Consider the following 22,229-nt stretch of genomic DNA (forward strand, 5'->3'; position numbering starts at 1 on the left):
CCCTCACTTCTCGCCACGCCCATGCAAACGAGACAATCGAACGCATTGCGCGCTCCGCAGGATTCGCTGCGCGACGCCAGGACTTCCGCGCAGGACGCGCAGCCTTTCAGCGATCCCTTCGACGACGTGCACGAGGACGCCGCGACGCATGCGGGTTATGCTGGACAGTCCAGACCTGCTCCAGCGAAATCATCTGCCATGTCATCCACGACGCGCGATAACGCGCGAGCCGCCGAAGGTGCATCGCCTGCCGATGCGTCGTCGGAACCGACCGAACCGTTGGGTCCTGACGATCCGCTCGCGCCGTTGCCTTTCAATCCGTACAAGGGTAATCGCGGGATCACGCGCGCTTGGCATGCGATGAAGAATTCGTTTGCCGGGTTTCGTGTCGCAATTCGCGAAGAGAGTGCGTTTCGTCAGGAACTGACGCTTGCAGCGATTCTTGTGCCGTGCGGCGTGCTTGTTCCTGTCGATGCCGTGTCGAGAGTCTTGTTGCTCGGGTCTGTGTTTCTTGTGCTGATCGTCGAGTTGCTGAATTCCAGCGTCGAGGCCGCGATTGACCGGATTTCGCTTGAGCGGCATGAGTTGTCCCGGCGTGCAAAGGATCTTGGCAGTGCTGCTGTTATGGTTGCGCTTTTTATCTGTGTGATGACTTGGGGGTTGTTGGTGGGGCCGATTGTTGTTCGGTGGGTTCGGGCAATGTTTTAAGGTTTTTGGTTTTTGTCCTGCGATGCTTTGTTTTGGTTTGCTTGTGTTTGCGCTGGCATCCGCGATATGCCTTCGTGTTTCATGCGTTGCCCCTGTGCGGGGCGGCACTTACTTTCTTTGCCGCCGCAAAGAAAGTAAGCAAAGAAAGCGGGCTAACACCGCCCGTTCTTGACCTCCGCCTGAGGGCCCCCAACAGTTCCTCCACTTCACACCCAACCGCTCCGTTCAATGCCCGTTGCCAGCGGCTTGAACCGGCGCCTCACCCACTTCAATCACCCGTAGCGCAGCCAGCGGCAGCGAATGATAACGGCCGCCCAGGTGGCAAACTGTGTGTAGGTCGTAGTACTCCACACCTCAGCGCTCCTACGACACCGATGGTGCTTTTCAGTCCGGAGTGATGCGTGTACGCCGCGACAGCCTACACACAGTTTGCCGCTATAGAACGTGGACAATCTGATCGCGCGGGCCGCGACGCGGGAGTGTGAAGTGGGTGATGAGCCAGTTCGAAGCGCTGGCAGCGGGCATCGAGAAGAGCGATGCCGCGAACAGGATGGGGCAGTTGGGGGCCCGTGGGCAACTACAAGAACTGGCGGTGTTCAGCGGCTTTCTTTTGCCTACTTTTCTTTGCCGCGGCAAAGAAAAGTAGGTGCCGCCCCGCACAGGGGCAACGCTAGCAAACCAGAGACAAAACGCGGATGCCAGCGCAAACAACAGCAAACAAAAGCAACCCACACCACCGTCGCAAGACAAAAACCAAACCCCATCCCGCCCCGAACGACCGGTTTATAATCGACCGATAGCATCAAAAAAACCCAAACCCGGGCAAGCGCAGCAAGCCCGCCAAGGACGGACATGGAACCCAAACCTCCCCGCCGCACGCGCGAACGGATTCTCGAACTCTCGTTGAAGCTCTTCAACGAAATCGGCGAGCCGAACGTCACGACGACGACGATCGCCGAGGAAATGGAGATCAGTCCAGGCAACCTGTACTACCACTTCCGCAACAAAGACGACATCATCAACAGCATCTTCAGCCAGTTCGAGCAGGAGATCGAGAAGCGTCTGCGTTTTCCGGAAGACCATCGCGCAACCATCGACGAAATGTGGTCGTACCTGCAGTACATGGTCGATTTCACCTGGCGCTACCGTTTTCTGTATCGTGACCTGAACGACCTGCTCGCGCGCAATCGCACGCTCGAAACGCATTTCAAGCAGATCATCAGCCACAAGGTGCGATTCGCAAGCCAGTTCTGCGAGCAACTCGTCGCCGATAACGAAATGGTCGCGACGCCCGACGAACTCAAGGTCATCGCCACCAACATCGGCGTGATCGCCACATACTGGCTGTCGTATCAGTTCGTGATGAACCCGCGCAAGTACAACGAGCAGGAAGCGATTCAGGCCGAACTGCATCAGGTCAGCGTGCAGATCGTCTCGCTGATGGCGCCCTATCTGCGCGGCCGCTCGCGCGAACTGTTCGACGATCTCGTGTCGGGCAAGCATCCGCAGCGCGAGTTCTACGACTACCTGCCACCGCGCGAACCGCGCAACGATTCGAAGGACAGTGGAAGATGAAGGCAGTCTGTGTCTATTGCGGCTCCTCGGACGGAGCCAAACCGCTGTATCGCGACGCCGCCAAAGCGTTCGGTCGCGCACTCGTCGCAGCAAACCTGTCGCTCGTCTACGGCGGCGGCAAGGTCGGCCTGATGGGCGTGATCGCCGACGAAGTCATGGCAGCCGGCGGCCGGGCGATCGGGGTGATTCCCGAACTGCTGGTCAACAAGGAAGTCGGCCATAACGGTCTGTCGGAACTGCACGTCGTGCCCGATATGCATCATCGCAAGAAGATGATGGCCGATCTCTCCGACGCGTTCGTCGCGATGCCAGGCGGCGCAGGCACCCTCGAAGAACTGTTCGAGGTCTATACGTGGGCGCAGCTCGGCTATCACCAGAAAGCGGTCGCCGTGCTGAACATCGACGGCTTCTATGATCCACTGATCTCGATGCTCGAACACACGGTGCAGGAAGGCTTCATGCGCCAGACGTACTTCGACATCCTGCAGATCGACAACGACCCCGCCGCGCTGATCCAGAAACTGCAACGCTATCAGCCGCCCGCCGCCGACAAGTGGGCGCAACGGCGCGACCGCGTATAGCGCACCGACGCGCGCTGACACGCGCTTTCCTGCTTCATTGCGAGAGGCAAGCATGACGAAAGTGGTTCTGATCACGGGCGCGAGCCGCGGTATTGGCCGCGCGACGGCGCGCTTGCTCGGCGCGCGTGGCTGGTCGGTCGGCGTGAATTACGCGAGCAACGAGGCTGCCGCCAAAGACACGGCCGCAGAAGTCGGGCGCGCGGGCGGCCATGCGCGCCTGATCGCAGGCGACGTCGCCGACGAAGCGCAAGTCATCGCGATGTTCGATGCTGTGGAGCAGGCCTTCGGTCGCATCGATGCGCTCGTCAACAATGCAGGTATCGTCGCGCCTTCGATGCCGCTCGCCCAGATGGACGCGGCGCGCCTGAAGCGCATGTTCGACGTCAACGTGTACGGCGCGTATCTGTGCGCGCGCGAAGCGGCACGGCGCATGTCGAAAGATCGCGGCGGACATGGCGGCGTGATCGTGAACGTGTCGTCGGCAGCGTCGAGGCTCGGGTCGCCGAACGAATACGTCGATTACGCAGGCTCGAAAGGCGCCGTCGATACGATGACGATCGGCCTCGCGAAAGAACTCGGTCCGCAAGGCATTCGCGTGAACGCCGTGCGTCCCGGTCTGATCGATACGGATATTCATGCAAGCGGCGGACGCCCGGATCGCGCCGCCGTGCTCGGCGCGCAGACGCCGCTCGGTCGCCCCGGCACAGCGGATGAAGTCGCCGAAGCGATCGTGTGGCTGGTGAGCGACGCGTCTTCTTACGTGAACGGCGCGCTGCTCGACGTCAGCGCCGGCCGCTAAGAAAACCCGCCGCTAAAACGACGACCCCGGCTCGCGCAAAAACGCGATCTCTTCATCGCTCGATACGCGGCCGAGCAGCGCATTGCGATGCGGAAAGCGCCCAAAGCGCTCGACGATCCGCGCATGCTGCACAGCCGAGCGCGCATACGAAGGATGAAGACCTTGCGCTTCGAGCAGCGTGTAAAGGCGCACGCCTTCATGCTGCCCTTCTACCGTCTCATCGTGCTCGAACGGAATGTACGCGAACGCGCGATGATAGACGGTCGGCAGCGACACATCGCTGCCCTCTTCGATCATGCGTCGCGTGATGCTCATCGCCTTCGCGTCGCCGTCATACATACGCGCCGAAGCCCGATGACAGTTGCGCGTGAACTGGTCGAGCACGATAACGACAGCAAGCGAACCAAGCGGCGTCGCGAGCCATACGTCCAGTTCATGCGTGAGCGCCGCGTCGATCAACGTGCCGAAACGCTCGCGCAACATCGCATCGAACGTTTCGTCGCGTTTGAACCAGCGCTTCTGATCCTTGCCGTATTCGTCCGAGCCGGGCGTGCCGAACCAGCAATCGAGCACATCACGCGCACGCGGATCGAGCGAAGCGTAGTCCGCTTCCGACGAATACGTAGCCGCATCGAAACGCAGGTTCACGCGAACTCCAGCACGAGCCGCCGCGTGCGCGCACTCTTCTTTTCCAGCTTCGCGACGCGCAGCGCGCCAATCTCTTCCGTATTGCGCACATGCGTTCCGCCGCACGGCTGCAGATCGACGCCTTCGATCTTCAACAGACGCACGCGCCCGAGACCCATCGGCGGCTTCACGCTCATCGTGCGTACGAGTTCGGGGCGCGTGGCCATTTCTTCGTCGGTGATCCATTGCGTCGCGACCGCATGCGCGCCGCCAACCAGTTCCGCCAGCCGCGCTTCAACCAGTTCGCGTTCGATCGGCTCGACGGTCGCGAAGTCGAGACGCGCGTACTCGGCCGTGATGCTGCATCCATCGACGGGATATGGCAGTACCGCGCACATCAGATGGCTCGCCGTGTGAAGGCGCATATGCCGGTAGCGGCGCGCCCAGTCGATCTGCGCCGTCACCTTCTGGCCGACGGAAAGCTGCGCGACGAGCGCTTCCTGGCCGGGCGCAGGAACGTGGACGGCATCGTCGGGTGTCGCGCCTTCGAACTTCGCCTTGCGCGCGTCGGCAATCTCAATACGCGTGCCGTCGGCAAGTGTCAGCGTGCCCGCATCGCCCGCCTGGCCGCCGCCGAGCGGATAGAACACGGTCTGGTCGAGATGGACGCCCTGCTCGTCGATCGCGACGATGGTCGCGTCGCACTGGGTCAGGTAGGCGTCGTCGCGGAATAGCGCGCGCGTCGTCATGGGGAGTCTCCTTTGTGCTGTGGTCGTGCCAGCGGACATTATGCCGATGCCCGCCATGCCCGCCGCGTTCAGTCCGAAGCGCTCCCGACCGAACTGTACTGGCCGATCCAGCACGACGCTTTTACATCGAACAACACTCAGCCCGGATGATTACGCATCCAGTCGGCGGTATCGAAGAACGAATGCAGCAGACGCTCGCGCAACGGCTCGGGCAAACCGACGTCTTCCATCGCCCACGCCATGCAGCGCAACCACTGGTCGCGCTCCACCGACGCAATCTGGAACGGCAGATGCCGCGCGCGCAGACGCGGATGGCCAAAGCGGCTGATGTAGTGATCGGGGCCGCCGAGCCAGCCGCACAGGAACCAGAACAGCTTGTCGCGCGAGCCTTCCAGTGTGGGTGGATGCAGCTTGCGGATGCCTGCGAAATCGGCTTCGAGGTCCATCAGGTCGTAGAAGCGGTCGACGAGTTCGCGCACGCGCGCTTCGCCGCCAACGAGTTCGAAGGCCGTCGGTTTCGACGGCGCTTCGTCAATCGGATCAGTCATACGGGTCACTACACAATCAAGAGAAGTTCAGAGCGGTGCGTCATGCATCGCGCAGCGATTGCAGCGCTGGCCGCATCAGCACATGGCGCAGGCTGAGCCATCCGCCGACGGCCGCGCACACGACGCCCGCCGCAATACCCGCAGGCAGGATCCACGGGTTGAAGGTGATCGAAAAATCGAACACGCGCGATGCAAGAATGAAACCGATCACCTGCGAGCCGATCGCCGCCATCAGGCCGGACAGCGCGCCTACCACGACGAATTCCGCGACCTGCACCGCGCGTACCTGCTTGTGCGACGCGCCGAGCGCGCGCAGCAGCGCGGATTCTCGCATACGCTCGTCGCGGGTGCCCGCGAGCGCGGCGTACAGCACCAGAACGCCCGCGACCAGCGTGAAGCCGAACAGGAACTGCACCGCGCCGATCACCTGGCCGATCACGCGCTGCACCTGCGCGAGAATCGGCGCGGTATCGATCGCGGTGAGATTCGGATACTGACCGATCAGTCCGTCGATCACCGGGCGCTGTTGCGGCGGCACATGGAAACTCGTGATGAACGTCGCCGGATAGTCCTTCAGCGCATCCGGCGGCATCACAACAAAGAAGTTGACCTTGAACGAGCCCCAGTCGAGCTTGCGGATGCTCGTCACGGGTGCATCGACCTGCAGACCCGTCACGTCGAAACGCATCGTATCGCCGACCTTCACGTTCAATATCTTCGCGAGACCCTGCTCGATCGAAATCTGCGGCTTGGTCGCGTTGCCGTACCACTCGCCCGACACGATGCGGTTGTCGTCGGGCAACTGCGTCGTGTACGACAGGTTGAACTCGCGATCCACCAGACGCCGCGCGTCCTCGCTCTTGAAGTCGTCGGGATTGACGGGCTTGCTGTTAATTGCGATCAGGCGGCCGCGCACCATCGGCTCGAGATCGATGCCGGGGAAGCCGTGCGCGCCGAGATACTGTGTGACGGCATCGCGCTGGTCGGGCTGGATGTCGATGATGAACTCGTTCGGCGCGTCGGGCGGCGTCGAGCGCTGCCAGCCTTCGATCAGATCGTTGCGCGTCATTGCGATCAGCAGCAGACACATCAGGCCGATGGCGAGCGCGGTAATCTGCAGCGCGCTCGAATTCGCGCGGCGCTCCAGCGACGCCAGCGCGTAACGCCAGCCGATACCGATCGCAAACCGCTCGCTGCGCACGATGCGAGCGGAACTCCACAGCGCAAAACGCGCGAGCAGCGCAAACAGCAGCAGCCCGCCCGCAAAACCACCTGCGACGATACCGCCAAGCTTCAGTTCGCCCGCCGCGAGAATCAGCAGCCCCGCAAACAGCACGATGCCGAGCGCGTACGCAGCCCACGCGGTGCGCCCTTCTTCGCCCCACTCGCGACGCAGTACACGCACGGGCGGCACACGCGTCAACGGCAACAGCGGCGGCAGCGCGAAGCCGACCAGCAGCACGAGACCGGCCGCGACGCCTTCGAGCGCCGGCCAGACAGTCGGATAAGGCAAGGACACGTCGATCAGGCTGCCGAGCCACCAGAACAGCGCAAGATGCCCGCCGAAGCCAAGCAGCACGCCCGCCGCGCCGCCGAGCAGCCCAAGTCCGGCGAATTCGAACAGGAACAGCGCCCGCAAGGTCCGCTGACTGACGCCGAGGCAACGCATCGCCGCGCAGCTATCCAGATGCCGCCGCATGTAGCGATGCGCGGCCATCGCAATCGCAACGGCGGCGAGCAGCGCCGTCAGCAGCGACACGAGCGTGAGGAAGTGGCTGGCGCGGTCGAGCGTCTGGCGTACCTGCGGCTGGCCGTCCTGCAGCGATTCGAGCGCATAACCGCGCATCTTGCCGTTGTCGACGCGCTCATGTGCCCACTTTGCAAACGACGCCACCGGCTCGTCGCCGCCCGCCACCAGTAGCCGGTACGTGACACGGCTGCCATAGCCCGTCAGGCCCGTCGACGCGAGATCGTCGGCGCGCATCATCAGTCGCGGCGAGAAATTGACGAACGCGAAGCCGCGATCCAGCTCACGCGTGATCAACGCGCCGATCGTGAAATCGCGCCCGCCCACTTTCACCTTGTCGCCGATGCGCACCTTCAACGCGTCGAGCATCTGCTGATCGACCCACACTTCGCCAGCCGGCGGAATGCCGCGCACTTCGCGATCGGGTGCGCCTGCGGTAAGCGCAATCTTCAGTTCGCCGCGCAACGGATAACCCGCCGATACCGCCTTCACAGCCGCAAGCCGCGACACGGGCGTCGCCGCCGTCGAATTGACCATGCTGGGGAAAATCGCCGTCGTCGCCGTGTCGAGACCGAGCGCTTTGGCTTTGTCGGCGAATTGCTGAGCGACAGGATGATCGGAGCGGACGATGAAATCGGCGGCGATCATGCGCCGCGCATCGCGCTCAAGACCCTGATGCAGACGATCGGCCAGAAAGCCGACACTGGAGAGCGCCGCGACGGCCAGCACCAGCGCGAGCAGCAGCATCGTCAGTTCGCCCGCGCGCCAGTCGCGCGCCGTCATGCGAAGCGACTGATGCAGCAGATGACCCAACGACAACCGGTGCGTCGGCGCGTGCCGCTTGGGGGGTTTGGACGGAAGCTCGGGCGGAGCCTCGGTGGTGACGCGTTCGGCTTCGCTCAATCGTGACGGCTCCGCGCGAATCGCGACACCATGTGCGTCGCCATGCCGCGAAAGCCGCCCTGCACGCCGCGCCACAAGCGCGGCAGTATCCAGCTTGCGAGCAGGAGAAAGCCAACCAGCAGCACGAGGAACAGCACGGGGACGAACAGCGCGAGCAACAGTCCGCCGAACACCAGCCCATCCTCAGCCGACGACGTGACCACATTCGACACCGGCTCCGGCGACAGGTTGATCAGCGCCCGCGTGCCCGCCTTGGTCAGATGCGACGCGCCCGCGAGCGTGCCGCCAGCCAGCGCGGCGATCGTCATCATCGCCGGGTCGGCGTGGCCGAGCGCGCCGACGGCCAGCACGGCGCCCGCCGGTATGCGGATAAAGGTATGGACGGCGTCCCACAGCGAATCGAACGCGGGGATCTTGTCGGCGAGAAACTCGGCGAGCGTCAGCACGGCCGCCGCGCCGATGACCCATGGCGACTGCAGCACGGACAGCGTATCGGGAAGATGGATGAAACCGGCGCGCCCAAATACGCCCGCGATCAGCACGGTCAGGTAGAGACGCAAGCCGCTGCCCCAGGACAGGCCCGCCGCAAGCGAAAGAGGTTCAAGCATGGCCGCCTCCGAGGCACGCATCGCGTGCCGTCAGTTCCGGCGACTGCGCCATGAAACGGTGGGAAGCGCCAGAGGCTCCGCCCGCCGAAGCCGCCGGACCCGCGCATCAAGGCCGCGCGGAGCAATTTCAGGGTGATTTCCGTCTCATTATAGCCACGTCAATTCGTCGTTCGCACAGCTGTGCGGCGGTTTGTGGCGTCTTTGCGGCAATTTTCAGACGAATAGCGGGTGATGGCGGCTCGACGGAAGACTGATCAGTGACCGGACGAGAGCTTCAGTCCGATCAGCCCGACGACGATCAGCACCGCACTGCCGACGCGCGCGGCAGTAACCGCCTCGCCCATCATCACGATGCCGAAAATGAAGGCGCCGACCGCGCCGATCCCCGTCCACACGGCGTACGCGGTGCCGAGCGGCAACTGGCGCATCGCCATTGCGAGCAGCACGAAACTGCCGAGCGCCGTCACGATCGTAAAGACCGACGGCCAGAAACGGGTGAAACCTTCGGAGGTTTTGAGACCGGCCGCCCAAGCGACTTCCAGCAGACCGGCGATAAACAGAAGAATCCAGGACATGAGACGAACTCCCATTGAAGATGGGGCCGTCCCCGTTGAAAGCGGATGCAGCAAGGCCGTCCTTGCCGCGAGCAATTATATCAAAATGTAAGGTTTATCGGCGTCCGTTCATACACGATTCGATATAACGCGACGCTATGCCGCGAGCTTCAGGCGACACCGACCAGCCGGTAGCCGACGCCCGTTTCCGTGACGATATGCTCGGGTTGCGCCGGATCGCGTTCCAGTTTCTGCCGCAGATGCGCCATGTAGATGCGCAGATAGTGATGGCTTTCGACATGCGACGGCCCCCACACGTCGCGCAGCAGTTGCCGGTGCGTCAGCACGCGGCCCGCGTGACGCACGAGCGTCGCGAGCAGCCGGTATTCGAGCGGCGTCAGATGAACAGGCTCGCCGTCGCGCGTCACCTGGCGCAACGCCAGATCGACGATCACGCCACCGAAATGCACCTGCGGCGTCTCGTTCGAGCCGCCCTGGTTGCGCCGGCGCAGATGCGCGCGAATCCGCGCGAGCAGTTCCGACACGCCGAATGGCTTGGTCAGATAGTCGTCGGCGCCGGCGTCGAGCGCGGCCACCTTCTCGCTTTCCTGCGTGCGCGCCGACAGCACGATCACCGGCAGCTCGCTCCAGCCGCGCAGTTCGCGGATCACGTCGAGACCGTCGGTGTCCGGCAGGCCGAGATCGACGATCACGAGATCGGGCTTGCGCGTCGCGGCTTCGATCAGCCCCTGCTTGCCCGTCGACGCGTCGTGCACGACCATGCCCTCGCCTTCCAGCGATGCCCGCACGAAGCGGCGAATCTGTTGTTCGTCTTCGATCAGTACGACAGTGATGCTCAGGTCGCTCATGAGTGGGTATTCGGATGCGTGTCGGCTTGTTGCCGGTGATCGGATTCGGGGTCCGGCTCGTGCTCCGCTTCCTCTTCGAGCGCATCGGGCACAGGCGGCGGCGTCTCGATGGGCAGCGTGAACCAGAAGCGCGCGCCTTCGACGTGGCCATCGGCGGCCACGCGATTGGCCGCGCCGATTTTACCGCCATGCGCCTCCGCAATCGCGCGGCAGATCGCAAGACCGAGCCCGATGCCCGGTTTCGCCGATTCCTTCTCGCCGCGCGTGAACTTCTCGAAGATGCGCGCTTCCATGCCGGGCGGCAGGCCCGGCCCGGTATCGTCGACGGTGACGCGCACGAACGGCTTGCCGTTCTCTTCGATCCGCTGCGCGCCGATCATGAGCGGCGTATCGGGCGGCACGTACTTCGCCGCGTTCTCGAACAGGTTCGCGAAGAGCCGCTCCATCAGCACCGCGTCGAGTTGCAGCAGCGGCAGATCGGCGGGCAGCGATACCTGCACGGGATGCCGCGCGAGCGTGCGGCGGCAGTCGCGCAGCGCCGAGCCGACCGTCTCTTCAAGCAGCGACCATTGGCGATTCAGCTTGAGACTTCCCGCCTGCAGACGCGCCATATCGAGCAGATTCGTGACGATGCCCGTCATGCGCAGCGCTTCTTCGTGGATCGCATCGACGAGTTCGCCTTGCGCATGACTTGGGTCGCGCTCCTGTGCGGCGAGCATCGACGAGAAGCCGACGATCGCCGTGAGCGGCGTGCGCAGATCGTGCGAGATCGCCGACAGCAGCGAGTTGCGCAGCCGCTCCGACTCCATGCTGACCAGTGCATCGCGCGCGATATCGACGTAATGCACGCGTTCCAGTGCGAGCGCAATCTGCGCGGCGAACGCGTCGAGCATGCGCTGCTGTTCGGGCACGTCGAGTTCGCGCTCGTCCTGCATCGCGACGGCCAGCACGCCGCGCGTGCGCATCGGTGCGCGCAGCGGCAGGTACAGCGCCTTCGCGGCGGGCAGCGTATCGGTGCCGTGTCCGGCGGGTTTTTGCTGGTCGTAGACCCACTGGCCGACATCGACATCGAGCGTCGCGGCATCGAGCATGATGTTTTCGTCGGGATCGTCGACCTTCTGCTTCACCTGATCTGCGCTATCGGGCAGCAACACGGCGACGCGCGCGCGGAACACCTCGCTCACATGACGGCTGCCGATGCCGACGATCTGCTCGGTCGTCAGCGCCGCAGCGAGTTCACGCGCCATCGCGTACATCGCGCTTGTACGCTGCTCACGCCGTCGCGCGACACTAGCCTCGCGCCGCAAACTCGACGTCAGATGGCCGATCACGAGCGACGTTAGCAGCATGCCGAGGAAAGTCAGCAGATATTGCGTATCGCTCACGGAAAGCGACATGCGCGGCGGCACGAAGAAGAAATCGAACGCGGCCACCGACAGGAACGACAGCATCACGCCCGGCCCGCGCCCGAGCTTCACCGCCGTGAAGATCACGCCGAGCAGATACAGCATCACGAGGTTCGCGAGATCGATGCGGTCGATCAACTGGCTCGCAACCAGCGTCACGCCCGCGCAGATCGCGACTGCCCATGCGTAGTTGCGCGGCGGCGAGCGCCGTTCGCGCGCGGCGATCAGCGCGTCGCGCCACGCGCTCCCTTCTTCATCGAAGCGGCGCTCGCGCGTCTGGCCCGCTTCATCGCTGCTGGCGCGGATCAGTGTGAGATCGAGATCGCTCGCGCGCTCCGCGAGGCGCTCGCCAAACGGACGACGCAGCCAGCGGACAAAACCCGTCGCCGGCGAGCCGCCCGCCACCAGTTTCGACACATTGCGCACGCGGGCGTAGCCGATCAGCGTCGACACGGCATCGGCGCCTGCGAGCGTCGCTGTTTCGGCGCCGAGTTCGGCGGCGAGCTTGAGCGCATCGAGCGTGCGTTCGCGGCGTTCGTCGGAGAGCCGTTGAAGCTTGGGCGTTTCGACGTAGACGGCGATCCAGTCCGCCTTGAGACTCGCGGCAAGACGTGCCGCCGCGCGCACCAGCAGCGGAGCCTCGGCGCCAGGTCCTATGCAGACCAGCAAACGCTCGCGTGCCTGCCAGATGCGCTGGATCGAACGGTCGGCGCGGTACTCGCGCATTTGCGCGTCGACGCGGTCGGCCGTGCGGCGCAGTGCGAGTTCGCGCAGCGCGATCAGATTGCCTTTACGGAAGAAGTTGCGAACGGCGCGCTCGGCCTGTTGCGGCATATAGACCTTGCCGTCGCGCATACGGTCGAGCAGTTCTTCGGCGGGCAGATCGACGAGCGTCACTTCATCGGCGCGATCGAACACGCGATCGGGGACGGTTTCCCACACGCGGATGCCGGTGATCTGACCGACTACGTCGTTGAGGCTTTCGAGGTGCTGGACGTTGACGGTCGTGTAGACGTCGATGCCGGCGTCGAGGAGTTCGTAGACGTCCTGCCAGCGTTTTGCGTGGCGGGCGCCTTGTACGTTCGAGTGGGCGAGTTCGTCGACGAGGATCAGTTGCGGTTTGCGTTCGAGCGCGGCGTCGAGGTTGAATTCGCCTAGCAGGCGGCCGCGGTATTCGATGCGCGCTAGCGGCAGTGGTTCCAGGCCTTCGAGCAGCGCGGCTGTTTCGCTGCGGCCGTGGGTTTCGGCTATGCCTACGACTACATCGATGTTTTCGTCTTTTCTGCGGCGTGCAGCCTGGAGCATTGCATACGTCTTGCCGACGCCGGCCGATGCGCCAAAGAAGATTTTCAGCTTTCCTCGCTGGCGTTTTTCTTCTTCTCGCTGGAGTTTGTCGAGGAGTTCGTCGGGGTCGGGGCGGGACATGGTCTTTAGGTTGTTGCACTTCCGTGCGGGTATGGTGACATGGTTTTTTTTTATCTGCGATGCTTGGGGTTGGTTTGGTTTGGTTTGGTTTGGTTTTGCGCTGGCATCCGCGATTTGTTATCGGTGCTTCAAGCGTTGCCCCTGTGCGGGGCGGCACTTACTTTCTTTGCCGCCGCAAAGAAAGTAAGCAAAGAAAGCGGGCTAACACCGCCCGTTCTTGACCTCCGCCTGAGGGCCCCCAACGGGTCCTCCACTTCACACGGCAACTTCTCAGTCACCGCGCGTTGCCAACGCTTCGAATTGGCTCATCACCCGCTTCACACTCCCGCGTCACCACACGCGCAGTCAAATTACCCAAGTTCTATAGCGGCAAACTGTGTGTAGGCTAGCGCGGCGTACACACACCACTCCGGACTGAAAAGCACGATCGGTGTCGTAAGAGCACCAAGGTGTGAGGCACTACGACCTACACACAGTTTGCCACCTGGGCGGCCGTAACCATTCGCTGTCGCTGGCTGCGCTACGGATGAGCGAAGAAGGTGAGGCGATTATTCAAGGCGTTGGCAACGCGCATCAAACGGAGCGGTTGCCGTGTGAAGCGGAAAAACCGTTGGGGGCCCTCAGGCGGTGGTCAAGAACGGGCGGTGTTAGCCCGCTTTCTTTGCTTACTTTCTTTGCGGCGGCAAAGAAAGTAAGTGCCGCCCCGCACAGGGGCAACGCCTGAAGCACCAGTAACAAACCGCGGATGCCAGCGCAAACACAAGCAAACCAAACCCAACGTCGCAAGACACAAAAAAAAGCCAGGGCCACCACAAACCCGAGACCCTGGCAACGGTCACACCTTACCCTCGCTGCGCGTCATCCAACGCGACATTCAGCTCAAGAACATTAACCCGCGCCTCGCCAAAGAGCCCAAACTGCCGCCCCTTCGTATAGCGATCAACGAGAGCAGCCACGTCATTGGCATTCATCTTCCGCGCAGCGGCCACCCGCTCGATCTGAAAAGCCGCCGCCGCAGGCGAAATCTCCGGATCAAGCCCACTCCCGGAAGAAGTCACGAGATCGACAGGCACCTCCACGCCAGCAGGCATATGCCCAGCCGCCTTCAACGCATCGAGACGCCCCTTGACCTCATCGGCGAGAGCCGGATTGATAGGCCCAATATTCGAACCACTCGATCCCTGCGCGTTATACGGCATCGGCGAAGTCGCCGACAACCGCCCCCAGAAATACTGAGGCGCATCGAACTGCTGACCGATCAGCCTCGAACCCATCACCTTGCCGTTTTTCTCGATCATGCTGCCGTTGGCTTCGTCATGAAAAACAGCCTGGCCAAACGCAGTCATCACAGCAGGATAAGCCAGCCCGGTCACAGCCGTCAGCACGGCAAATATCACCACCATCGGGCGAATAAGCGATTTCATGTTTCAGATTCCTTGTTCCGTTATCGACGTTCGCTCAGTCATCACACCCAGCCGCATGCGGCCAGCACCATGTCGATAAGCTTGATGAACGGGAACGGCAGCAGAATCCCGCCCAGCCCGTAGATCAGCAGATTGCGGCGCAACAGCGATGCCGCGCCAAGCGGTCGATACGTCACGCCCTTGAGCGCCAGCGGGATCAACGCCACGATGATCAGCGCGTTGAAAATCACCGCCGACAGGATCGCCGACGACGGCGAGCTCAGATGCATCACATCGAGCACGCGCAACTGCGGATACGTCGTCGCGAACGCGGCCGGAATGATCGCGAAGTACTTCGCGACGTCGTTGGCAATCGAAAACGTCGTCAGCGAGCCGCGCGTCATCAGCATCTGCTTGCCGATCTCGACGATCTCGATCAGCTTGGTCGGGTTCGAATCGAGGTCGACCATGTTGCCCGCTTCCTTCGCGGCCTGCGTGCCCGTGTTCATCGCCACCGCGACATCGGCCTGCGCAAGCGCAGGCGCATCGTTGGTACCGTCGCCCGTCATCGCGACGAGCCGTCCTTCGGCCTGGTGCGCGCGGATCGTCGCGAGCTTCGTCTCCGGCGTGGCTTCCGCAAGGAAATCGTCGACGCCCGCTTCGGCTGCAATCGCCGCCGCCGTCAGACGGTTGTCGCCCGTCACCATCACCGTCTTGATGCCCATCTTGCGCAGTTCGGCGAAACGCTCCTTGATGCCGCCCTTCACCACGTCCTTCAGTTCGATCACGCCGAGCACGCGGGCAATACCGGGCCCCTTCTCCGCCACCACCAGCGGCGTGCTGCCGCGTCGCGCGACGTCCGCAACCGCCGACGTCATCTCCGAAGGGAAATGGCCGCCATGCGCTTCGACGTAGTGCTTCACCGCATCGGCGGCACCCTTGCGGATTTCGCGATCCGGCAGATCGACGCCGCTCATGCGCGTCTGCGCACTGAACGCGAGAAACACGGGATGCAACGCGGCCATGTCGCGCTGACGGATGTTGAAGCGCTGCTTCGCCAGCACGACGATGCTGCGGCCTTCCGGTGTTTCGTCCGACAGCGACGACAGTTGCGCGGCATCAGCAAGGGTTTCCTCAGCGATGCCCGCAACGGGAATGAACGCCGACGCCTGGCGATTGCCGAGCGTAATCGTGCCCGTCTTGTCGAGCAGCAGCACATCGACGTCGCCCGCCGCTTCGACGGCGCGGCCCGAGGTGGCAATCACGTTCGCCTGCATCATGCGGCTCATGCCCGCCACGCCGATTGCCGACAGCAGCCCGCCGATCGTCGTCGGAATCAGGCACACGAGCAGCGCTACCAGCGCGGTGATCGTCACCACGTGACCCGCTTTCGCGGCTTCGACGGAGAACATCGAGAACGGCAGCAGCGTCGCGGTAGCGAGCAACAGCACGATGGTCAGCGCGACGAGCAGAATGGTCAGCGCAATTTCATTCGGCGTCTTGGCACGCTTCGCGCCTTCGACCATCGCGATCATGCGGTCGAGAAACGCTTCGCCCGGATTGGCCGTCACCTTCACGACGATCCAGTCCGACAGCACGCGCGTGCCGCCCGTCACCGACGAGAAGTCGCCGCCCGACTCGCGGATCACCGGCGCGGATTCACCCGTGATGGCCGATTCATCGACGGATGCCACGCCTTCGATCACTTCACCGTCGGCGGGAATCACGTCGCCCGTTTCGACCAGCACGACGTCGCCGCGACGCAGATCGGACGCCGTCATGATGCGGATGGGCGACTTCGGATGCGGCTCGTTGAGCTTCTTCGCCATCACGTCTTTCTTCGCGCTGCGCAGCGATGCCGCCTGCGCTTTCGAGCGCCCTTCCGCGAGCGCTTCGGCGAAGTTCGCGAACAGCACCGTGAACCACAGCCACAGCGCAACCGCGAGAATGAATCCCGCGGGCGCTTCGGCCTGGCCCAGCAGCGCGGCGATCCAGAGAATCGTCGTCAGGATGCTGCCTACGTACACGCAGAACATCACCGGGTTGCGGAACTGCGTGTTCGGTTTGAGTTTCTTGAATGAGTCCGCGATCGCCGGGCGCAGCAGCGCCGGATCGAACATGGACCTTGTGGCGGAATGGTCAGTCATTTCTTCCTCTAATTGCTTCGCCGTTTCTATGTCGCGTGGCGTATCAATGGCCCGCGATCATCATCAGATGTTCGACGCCGGGACCGAGCGCGAGCGCAGGCACATATGTGAGCGCGCCGACCAGCAGCACCGTGCCCAGCAGCAGCACGACGAACAGCGGTCCATGCGTCGGCAGCGTGCCGCCCGTCACCGCAATGCGCTTCTTCGCCGCGAGCGAACCGGCAATCGCGAGCACCGGGACGATCGTGCCGAAGCGGCCGAACCACATCGCGATCGCCGTCAGCCAGTTGTAGAACGGCGTGCTCACCGTGAGGCCCGCAAACGCGCTGCCGTTGTTGTTGGCCGCCGAACTGAACGCGTAGAGAATTTCGGAAAAGCCATGCGCGCCCGGATTCAGGATGCCCGCCTTGCCCGCATCGGTGAGGACGGCAATCGACGTCGCGACGAGCACCAGCAGCGGCGTCAGCAGCACGACGATCGACACCATCTTCATCTCGTACGCTTCGATCTTCTTGCCGACGTACTCAGGCGTGCGGCCGATCATCAGCCCCGCGACGAACACCGCGAGCATCGCAAAGACGAGCATCCCGTACAGACCCGAACCCACGCCGCCGAAGATCACTTCGCCGAGTTGCATCAGCAGCATCGGCACGAGTCCGCCGAGCGGCGTCAGTGAGTCATGCGTGTTGGCCACCGCGCCGCACGAAGCCGCCGTCGTCGCGACCGTGAAGATGCCCGACTGCGCGATGCCGAAGCGCGTTTCCTTGCCTTCCATGTTGCCGCCCGACTGCAGCGCGCTCGCCGACTGATCGACATGCAGCGACGTGAAGAGCGGATTGCCGCTCTGCTCTGCGCCGATCTCGCCTGCGACGCACACGGCGAATGCGATCGTCATCACCGCGAGCACGGCCACGCCTTGCCGGCGGTCGCCGATCATGCGGCCGAACACCAGACACAGCGAGGCTGGGATGATCAGGATCGAGAAGATCTGCACGAAGTTCGAGAATGGCGTCGGGTTCTCGAATGGATGCGCGGAGTTGCCGTTGAAGAAGCCGCCGCCGTTCGTGCCGAGCATCTTGATCGCTTCCTGCGTGGCAACCGGGCCCATCGCGATGGTCTGCGTCTTCACGGGTGTGTCGACCATTACCGGGTTGCCCTTGGCGTCCTTCACGGCATTGCCCTGCGCATCCGTCTTCGGCGCTGAGTACGTGGTGGTCTGCAGCGTCGGCACGTCTTCGTACGACTTGAAATTCTGGATCACGCCCTGGCTCATGAACACGGCCGCGAGGATCATCGACATCGGCAGCAGCACATAGAGCGTCACGCGCGTGATGTCGACCCAGAAGTTGCCGATCGTCTGCGCCGTGTGGCGCGCGAAACCGCGCACCAGCGCGATCACGACGACGATGCCCGTTGCCGCCGACAGGAAGTTCTGCACGGTCATACCAAGCATCTGCGTCAGATAGCTGACGGCCTGCTCGCCGGAATAATCCTGCCAGTTCGTGTTGGTGACGAAGCTGATGGCCGTGTTGAACGCGCCGTCGACCGTCATCGCGCTGAACTGCTGCGGATTGGCGGGCAGTACGCCTTGCACGCGCAGCAGCACGTAGAGAAACGCGACGCCGAGCAGATTGAATGCGAGCGTAGCGATCGCGTAGTGCTTCCAGCCCATTTCCTGTGACGGATCGACGCCTGCGAGGCGATACAGCAGACGCTCGATGGGCGCGCCGAATTTGACGACGCGCGAGCTGCCGTCCATCACGCGCGACAGATAGCGCGAGACGGGCACGGCGGCCGCGAGCAGCACGACGATAAAGAGCGCCGGCTGCAAGACATTGTTGAGGTTCATTCAATGTCCTCCGCGCGCAGCAGCGCATAGACGAGATAAACGAATAGCAGCGCGGTCGCCGCGCCCGAGAGCCAGAGGATCCAGTTCATGAGCGCGCTCCCTGCCCCCGGCCGTAGCGCGTCAACTTCTCGCATCCGGCGATCAACCCAAAGGTCAGCGCAGCAAAAAGCGCGATGCCCCCGACGTACAGCACATCCATTTGATGTTCTCCATTTGTTTGGCGATGGATGTGCGCAACGTTATGCCGATCGGCGTAAAGGGCTGGTCAAAGATTTATCGAGGTGTGTAAAAAAGGTGTAAACGGAAAAGGCCGCTTCACACGACGTGAAGCGGCCTTCCATTGCTTTGAGTTAGCGCGTCTGTTACGGCAACAACACCGTCGACCCCGTCGTCCTGCGGGCTTCGAGATCCTCATGCGCCTTGCCGACATCGGCGAGTGCATGGCGCTGGTTGATGCTCGTCTTCACCTTGCCCGACGCGAGCACGCCGAACAGATCCGCTGCCATCGCTTCGTAGTCGCTGCGCTTGCCCATATACGTAAACAGCGTCGGACGCGTAAAGAACAGCGAGCCGCGCCCGGCGAACTCCGATGAATCGATCGGCGGCAGCGGGCCCGATGCATTGCCAAAGCTCACGAACATCCCAAGCGGCGCAAGACAATCGAGCGACGCCGTAAACGTATCCTTGCCGATCGAGTCGTACACGACGGGCACGCCCGCGCCGTTCGTGATCTCGCGCACGCGCTTGGTGAAATTCTCGCGCGTGTACACGATGGGGTGATCGCAGCCATGCGCCTTCGCGATCTCCGCCTTCTCGTCGCTGCCGACCGTGCCGATCACCGTCGCGCCCAGCGCCTTCGCCCACTGGCACACCAGCAGCCCGACGCCGCCCGCAGCGGCCTGGATCAGGATCGTGTCGCCCGGCTTAACCGGATAGGTCCGGCGCAGCAGATATTGCGCAGTCAGCCCCTGCAGCATCACCGACGCAGCCTCCTCATAGCCGATCGCATCGGGCAGCTTCACCACCTGAGCGGCGGGCAGCACGCGCTCCTGCGCATAGGCGCCCGGCGGCCGCGCCACATACGCGACGCGATCGCCCGTTTTCACGTCCGTCACACCCGGGCCGACGGCGACCACCTCGCCTGCCGCCTCCATCCCGAGGCCGCCCGGCAGCGGCAGCGGATACAGACCCGTGCGGAAATACACGTCGATATAGTTCAGCCCGACGGCATGCTGCCTGATGCGGATTTCGCCATTGCCCGGCTCGCCCACCTCGACGTCGACCCACTTCATCACTTCCGGGCCGCCTGTCTTGTCGAATCGAATTGCCTTGGTCATGTTTTCTCCAGATTCATTCGTTGCCTGTTCCGACGCGCTCAAACCTGATGCGTGAGACGCAGCGTCAGTACGTCGAGAATCATCCGCGCCGTCGAGATGTTGGTCGCGCACGGCACGTTGTGCACGTCGCACGCGCGCACCAGCGCGTTGATATCCGGTTCGTGCGGCTGCGGCGTCATCGGATCGCGCAGGAAAATCACCATGTCGACCCGGCCTTCGGCCAGTTGCGCGCCGATCTGCAGGTCGCCGCCGTGCGGGCCGGACAGCATCCGCTCCACTTTCAGGCCGTGGGTATCGGCGATGCGCGAGCCCGTCGTGCCTGTCGCGATCAGCTCGCAGCGCGCGAGCGTGTCGACGTATTCGCCCGCCAGCCTGACGATGTCGTCCTTCTTATGGTCGTGCGCAATCAGCGCGACGCGTGTTGCCATGTCGTTGCTCCTCTTGTGCTGTCGTTATCGTGTGCCGCACGGGGCCGCACATCGTCAATACGTGCCCGGATACGCGCCGCCGTCGATCAGCCAGTTCTGCCCGGTGATATAGCCCGCGTGCACGCTGCACAGGAACGCGCAGGCGCGGCCGAATTCCTCCGGTGTACCGAAGCGGCGCGCGGGAATCGTCGCCATGCGCTGCTGGCGCGCCTCGTCGATGGAAATGTTCTGCGATTTCGCCGATGCCTCGAACGTCACCGCGATGCGGTCGGTATCGAAGAGGCCCGGCAGCAGGTTGTTGATGGTCACGCCATCCGGCGCGACCTTGCGCGCGACGCCCGCCACGAAACCCGTCAGCCCCGAGCGCGCGCCATTCGACAGGCCGAGCACGTCGATGGGCGCTTTCACCGACGAACTCGTGATGTTCACCACGCGGCCGAAGCCGCGAGAAATCATGCCGTCGATGGTCGCGCGGATCAGTTCGATCGGCGTGAGCATGTTGGCTTCGAGCGCGCGGATCCAGTCGTCGTGGGTGAATTTGCGGAAATCGCCGGGCGGCGGACCGCCGGCATTGTTGACGAGAATATCCGGCTGAGGACAGACGGCGAGCGCCGCGGCGCGGCCTTCGGGCGTGGTGATGTCGCAGGCCACGGCCTTCACGTCGACGCCCGATTTCGAGCGGATTGCCGCGGCCGTCGCTTCGAGCGTCTCCGCCGTGCGCGCGACGATCGTCACGTTCACACCTTCCGCCGCCAGCGCTTCGGCGCAGCCGCGCCCCAGTCCCTTGCTCGCCGCGCACACCAGCGCGGTCTTCCCTGCGATGCCCAGATCCATGTGCTTTTTTCCTGTTGTCGTGCGCGCGGCGAACGGTACGTGCGTTCGCATCGCGCCCGGGTGGTCGGTCAACTGTCCCCCGATTCTAGAAGAATCGACGGGTCGCTGCCGGAGCGTGCGGAAATACCTTTCATCAGCCATCCATCTCTTTGCGCCGACGTTCCGGTAAACTCGCAGCCATGGCGCAACTGTTCGCCGCCGCCCGCCGCTGGCCGCGCGAGCGACGCGCCAACCCAACATCAGCCAGCTTAACTTCGCCGCGAGGCGCCTCGTCATGACTCAGGACAGCCGTTTTCCCAATCTTTTCATCCTCGATCACCCGCTGATCCAGCACAAGCTGTCGCACATGCGCGACCGCGACACGTCCACACGGACGTTCCGCGAACTGCTGCGCGAGATCACGCTGCTGATGGGCTACGAAATCACCCGCAATCTGCCGATGACGACGCGCCGCGTGAGCACGCCGCTGGTGGACATCGACGCGCCCGTGATCGCCGGCAAGAAGCTTGCGATCGTGCCCGTGCTGCGGGCGGGCGTCGGCATGTCGGACGGGTTGATGGAGCTGATTCCGTCGGCGCGGGTTGGGCACATTGGCGTGTATCGCGATGAGGATCACCGGCCTGTCGAGTATCTGGTGCGTTTGCCGGATCTCGAGGATCGGATTTTTATTTTGTGTGATCCGATGGTGGCTACGGGTTATTCCGCTGTGCATGCTATTGATGTTTTGAAGCGTCGCGGTGTTGCTGGTGAGAATATTTCGTTTCTCGCACTCGTTGCGGCGCCTGAAGGCGTGCAGGTGTTTCAGGATGCCCATCCTGATGTGAAGCTTTTCGTTGCTTCGCTTGATTCGCATCTCAATGAGCATGCTTATATTATTCCAGGGCTTGGGGATGCCGGGGATCGGTTGTTTGGGACCAAGAATTAAGGGTTTTTTTGTTGTTGGGCTGGTGAAGCTGAGTGGTTTGGCTTTTGGCTTTTGGCTTTTGGCTTTTGGCTTTTGGCTCTTCGCTGGCATCCGCGTGATGTTTTCGTTGTTCACGCGTTGCCCCTGTGCGGGGCGGCACTTACTTTCTTTGCCGCCGCAAAGAAAGTAAGCAAAGAAAGCGGGCTAACACCGCCCGTTCTTGACCTC

At 63.1% G+C, this 22,229-nt stretch carries 22 protein-coding genes; 6 read left to right on the forward strand and 16 right to left on the reverse strand.

The genetic code is table 11. The annotated features are described in order from the left end of the window. Positions 1-21 precede the first annotated feature (21 nt). The 5 genes from G3O01_RS38275 to G3O01_RS38295 all read left to right on the forward strand — a co-directional run bounded on the left by G3O01_RS38275 (position 22) and on the right by G3O01_RS38295 (position 3,663). Complete coding sequence (locus tag G3O01_RS38275) at positions 22-708, forward strand: diacylglycerol kinase (protein WP_205812467.1); 687 nt, start codon at positions 22-24, stop codon at positions 706-708. 493 nt (positions 709-1,201) lie between these two features. Beyond that, positions 1,202-1,354 carry a hypothetical protein gene (locus G3O01_RS38280; protein ID WP_205812469.1) on the forward strand — a complete coding sequence of 51 codons (153 nt, stop codon included), beginning with the start codon at positions 1,202-1,204 and terminating at the stop codon, positions 1,352-1,354. 206 nt (positions 1,355-1,560) lie between these two features. Beyond that, on the forward strand, positions 1,561-2,283 hold the full coding sequence (locus tag G3O01_RS38285; protein ID WP_205812471.1) for a TetR/AcrR family transcriptional regulator: 723 nt from the start codon (positions 1,561-1,563) through the stop codon (positions 2,281-2,283). After that, the gene (locus G3O01_RS38290) at positions 2,280-2,864 is read left to right on the forward strand and encodes a TIGR00730 family Rossman fold protein (protein WP_205812473.1); all 585 of its coding nucleotides are present in this window, start codon (positions 2,280-2,282) and stop codon (positions 2,862-2,864) included. The genes G3O01_RS38285 and G3O01_RS38290 overlap by 4 nt, the downstream gene beginning before the upstream one ends. Before the next feature lie 52 nt (positions 2,865-2,916). After that, the gene (locus G3O01_RS38295) at positions 2,917-3,663 is read left to right on the forward strand and encodes an SDR family oxidoreductase (protein WP_205812475.1); all 747 of its coding nucleotides are present in this window, start codon (positions 2,917-2,919) and stop codon (positions 3,661-3,663) included. A 12-nt stretch (positions 3,664-3,675) separates the two neighbouring features. On the opposite strand, the gene G3O01_RS38300 is transcribed toward G3O01_RS38295, so the two are convergent. The 16 genes from G3O01_RS38300 to G3O01_RS38375 form a co-directional block, all read right to left on the reverse strand. Then, on the reverse strand, positions 3,676-4,311 hold the full coding sequence (locus tag G3O01_RS38300) for a DUF924 family protein (RefSeq protein ID WP_205812477.1): 636 nt from the start codon (positions 4,309-4,311) through the stop codon (positions 3,676-3,678). After that, a complete protein-coding gene (locus G3O01_RS38305) occupies positions 4,308-5,039 on the reverse strand; it encodes an alanyl-tRNA editing protein (protein WP_205812479.1) in 732 nt (243 codons plus the stop codon). Before G3O01_RS38305 ends, G3O01_RS38300 begins: the two co-directional genes overlap by 4 nt. Positions 5,040-5,176: 137 nt before the next feature. Next, entirely contained in the window at positions 5,177-5,587 is a 411-nt protein-coding gene (locus tag G3O01_RS38310; protein ID WP_205812481.1) for a group II truncated hemoglobin, read from the reverse strand. A gap of 40 nt (positions 5,588-5,627) precedes the next feature. Continuing rightward, on the reverse strand, positions 5,628-8,117 hold the full coding sequence (locus G3O01_RS38315; RefSeq protein WP_241024634.1) for an FtsX-like permease family protein: 2,490 nt from the start codon (positions 8,115-8,117) through the stop codon (positions 5,628-5,630). 116 nt (positions 8,118-8,233) lie between these two features. Further along, positions 8,234-8,845: a DUF4126 domain-containing protein gene (locus tag G3O01_RS38320; RefSeq protein ID WP_205812485.1), complete on the reverse strand. Its 612-nt coding sequence runs from the start codon at positions 8,843-8,845 to the stop codon at positions 8,234-8,236. Between the two features lie 254 nt (positions 8,846-9,099). Next, positions 9,100-9,420 carry a quaternary ammonium compound efflux SMR transporter SugE gene (sugE, locus tag G3O01_RS38325; protein ID WP_036003754.1) on the reverse strand — a complete coding sequence of 107 codons (321 nt, stop codon included), beginning with the start codon at positions 9,418-9,420 and terminating at the stop codon, positions 9,100-9,102. Positions 9,421-9,569: 149 nt separating this feature from the next. Next, positions 9,570-10,268, reverse strand: coding sequence for a two-component system response regulator KdpE (gene kdpE, locus G3O01_RS38330; RefSeq protein ID WP_205812487.1), 699 nt, complete (start codon positions 10,266-10,268; stop codon positions 9,570-9,572). Further along, on the reverse strand, positions 10,265-13,099 hold the full coding sequence (locus tag G3O01_RS38335; RefSeq protein ID WP_205812489.1) for a DUF4118 domain-containing protein: 2,835 nt from the start codon (positions 13,097-13,099) through the stop codon (positions 10,265-10,267). Before G3O01_RS38335 ends, kdpE begins: the two co-directional genes overlap by 4 nt. 842 nt (positions 13,100-13,941) lie before the next feature. Further along, the gene (gene kdpC / locus G3O01_RS38340) at positions 13,942-14,523 is read right to left on the reverse strand and encodes a potassium-transporting ATPase subunit KdpC (protein WP_205812491.1); all 582 of its coding nucleotides are present in this window, start codon (positions 14,521-14,523) and stop codon (positions 13,942-13,944) included. A 41-nt stretch (positions 14,524-14,564) separates the two neighbouring features. Then, complete coding sequence (kdpB, locus tag G3O01_RS38345) at positions 14,565-16,649, reverse strand: potassium-transporting ATPase subunit KdpB (protein ID WP_205812493.1); 2,085 nt, start codon at positions 16,647-16,649, stop codon at positions 14,565-14,567. Positions 16,650-16,692: 43 nt separating this feature from the next. Continuing rightward, on the reverse strand, positions 16,693-18,498 hold the full coding sequence (gene kdpA, locus G3O01_RS38350) for a potassium-transporting ATPase subunit KdpA (RefSeq protein WP_205812495.1): 1,806 nt from the start codon (positions 18,496-18,498) through the stop codon (positions 16,693-16,695). Beyond that, positions 18,495-18,587 (reverse strand): K(+)-transporting ATPase subunit F, encoded by a 93-nt coding sequence (gene kdpF, locus G3O01_RS38355; RefSeq protein ID WP_011487462.1) that lies wholly within the window; start codon positions 18,585-18,587, stop codon positions 18,495-18,497. The genes kdpA and kdpF overlap by 4 nt, the downstream gene beginning before the upstream one ends. Continuing rightward, on the reverse strand, positions 18,584-18,697 hold the full coding sequence (locus G3O01_RS38360) for a hypothetical protein (RefSeq protein ID WP_007583456.1): 114 nt from the start codon (positions 18,695-18,697) through the stop codon (positions 18,584-18,586). The genes kdpF and G3O01_RS38360 overlap by 4 nt, the downstream gene beginning before the upstream one ends. Before the next feature lie 163 nt (positions 18,698-18,860). Further along, positions 18,861-19,835, reverse strand: a complete 975-nt coding sequence (locus G3O01_RS38365; RefSeq protein WP_205812496.1) for a quinone oxidoreductase — start codon at positions 19,833-19,835, stop codon at positions 18,861-18,863. 38 nt (positions 19,836-19,873) lie between these two features. Beyond that, positions 19,874-20,263: a methylglyoxal synthase gene (locus tag G3O01_RS38370; RefSeq protein WP_205812498.1), complete on the reverse strand. Its 390-nt coding sequence runs from the start codon at positions 20,261-20,263 to the stop codon at positions 19,874-19,876. 54 nt (positions 20,264-20,317) lie between these two features. Then, positions 20,318-21,097, reverse strand: a complete 780-nt coding sequence (locus G3O01_RS38375; RefSeq protein WP_205812500.1) for an SDR family oxidoreductase — start codon at positions 21,095-21,097, stop codon at positions 20,318-20,320. Positions 21,098-21,371: 274 nt separating this feature from the next. Between G3O01_RS38375 and upp the strand changes: the two genes are divergently transcribed. Next, complete coding sequence (gene upp / locus G3O01_RS38380) at positions 21,372-22,022, forward strand: uracil phosphoribosyltransferase (protein ID WP_205812502.1); 651 nt, start codon at positions 21,372-21,374, stop codon at positions 22,020-22,022. The last annotated feature ends 207 nt before the right edge of the window (positions 22,023-22,229 follow it).

The organism is Burkholderia sp. Ac-20365 (assembly GCF_017104715.1).
Taxonomy (GTDB): domain Bacteria; phylum Pseudomonadota; class Gammaproteobacteria; order Burkholderiales; family Burkholderiaceae; genus Paraburkholderia.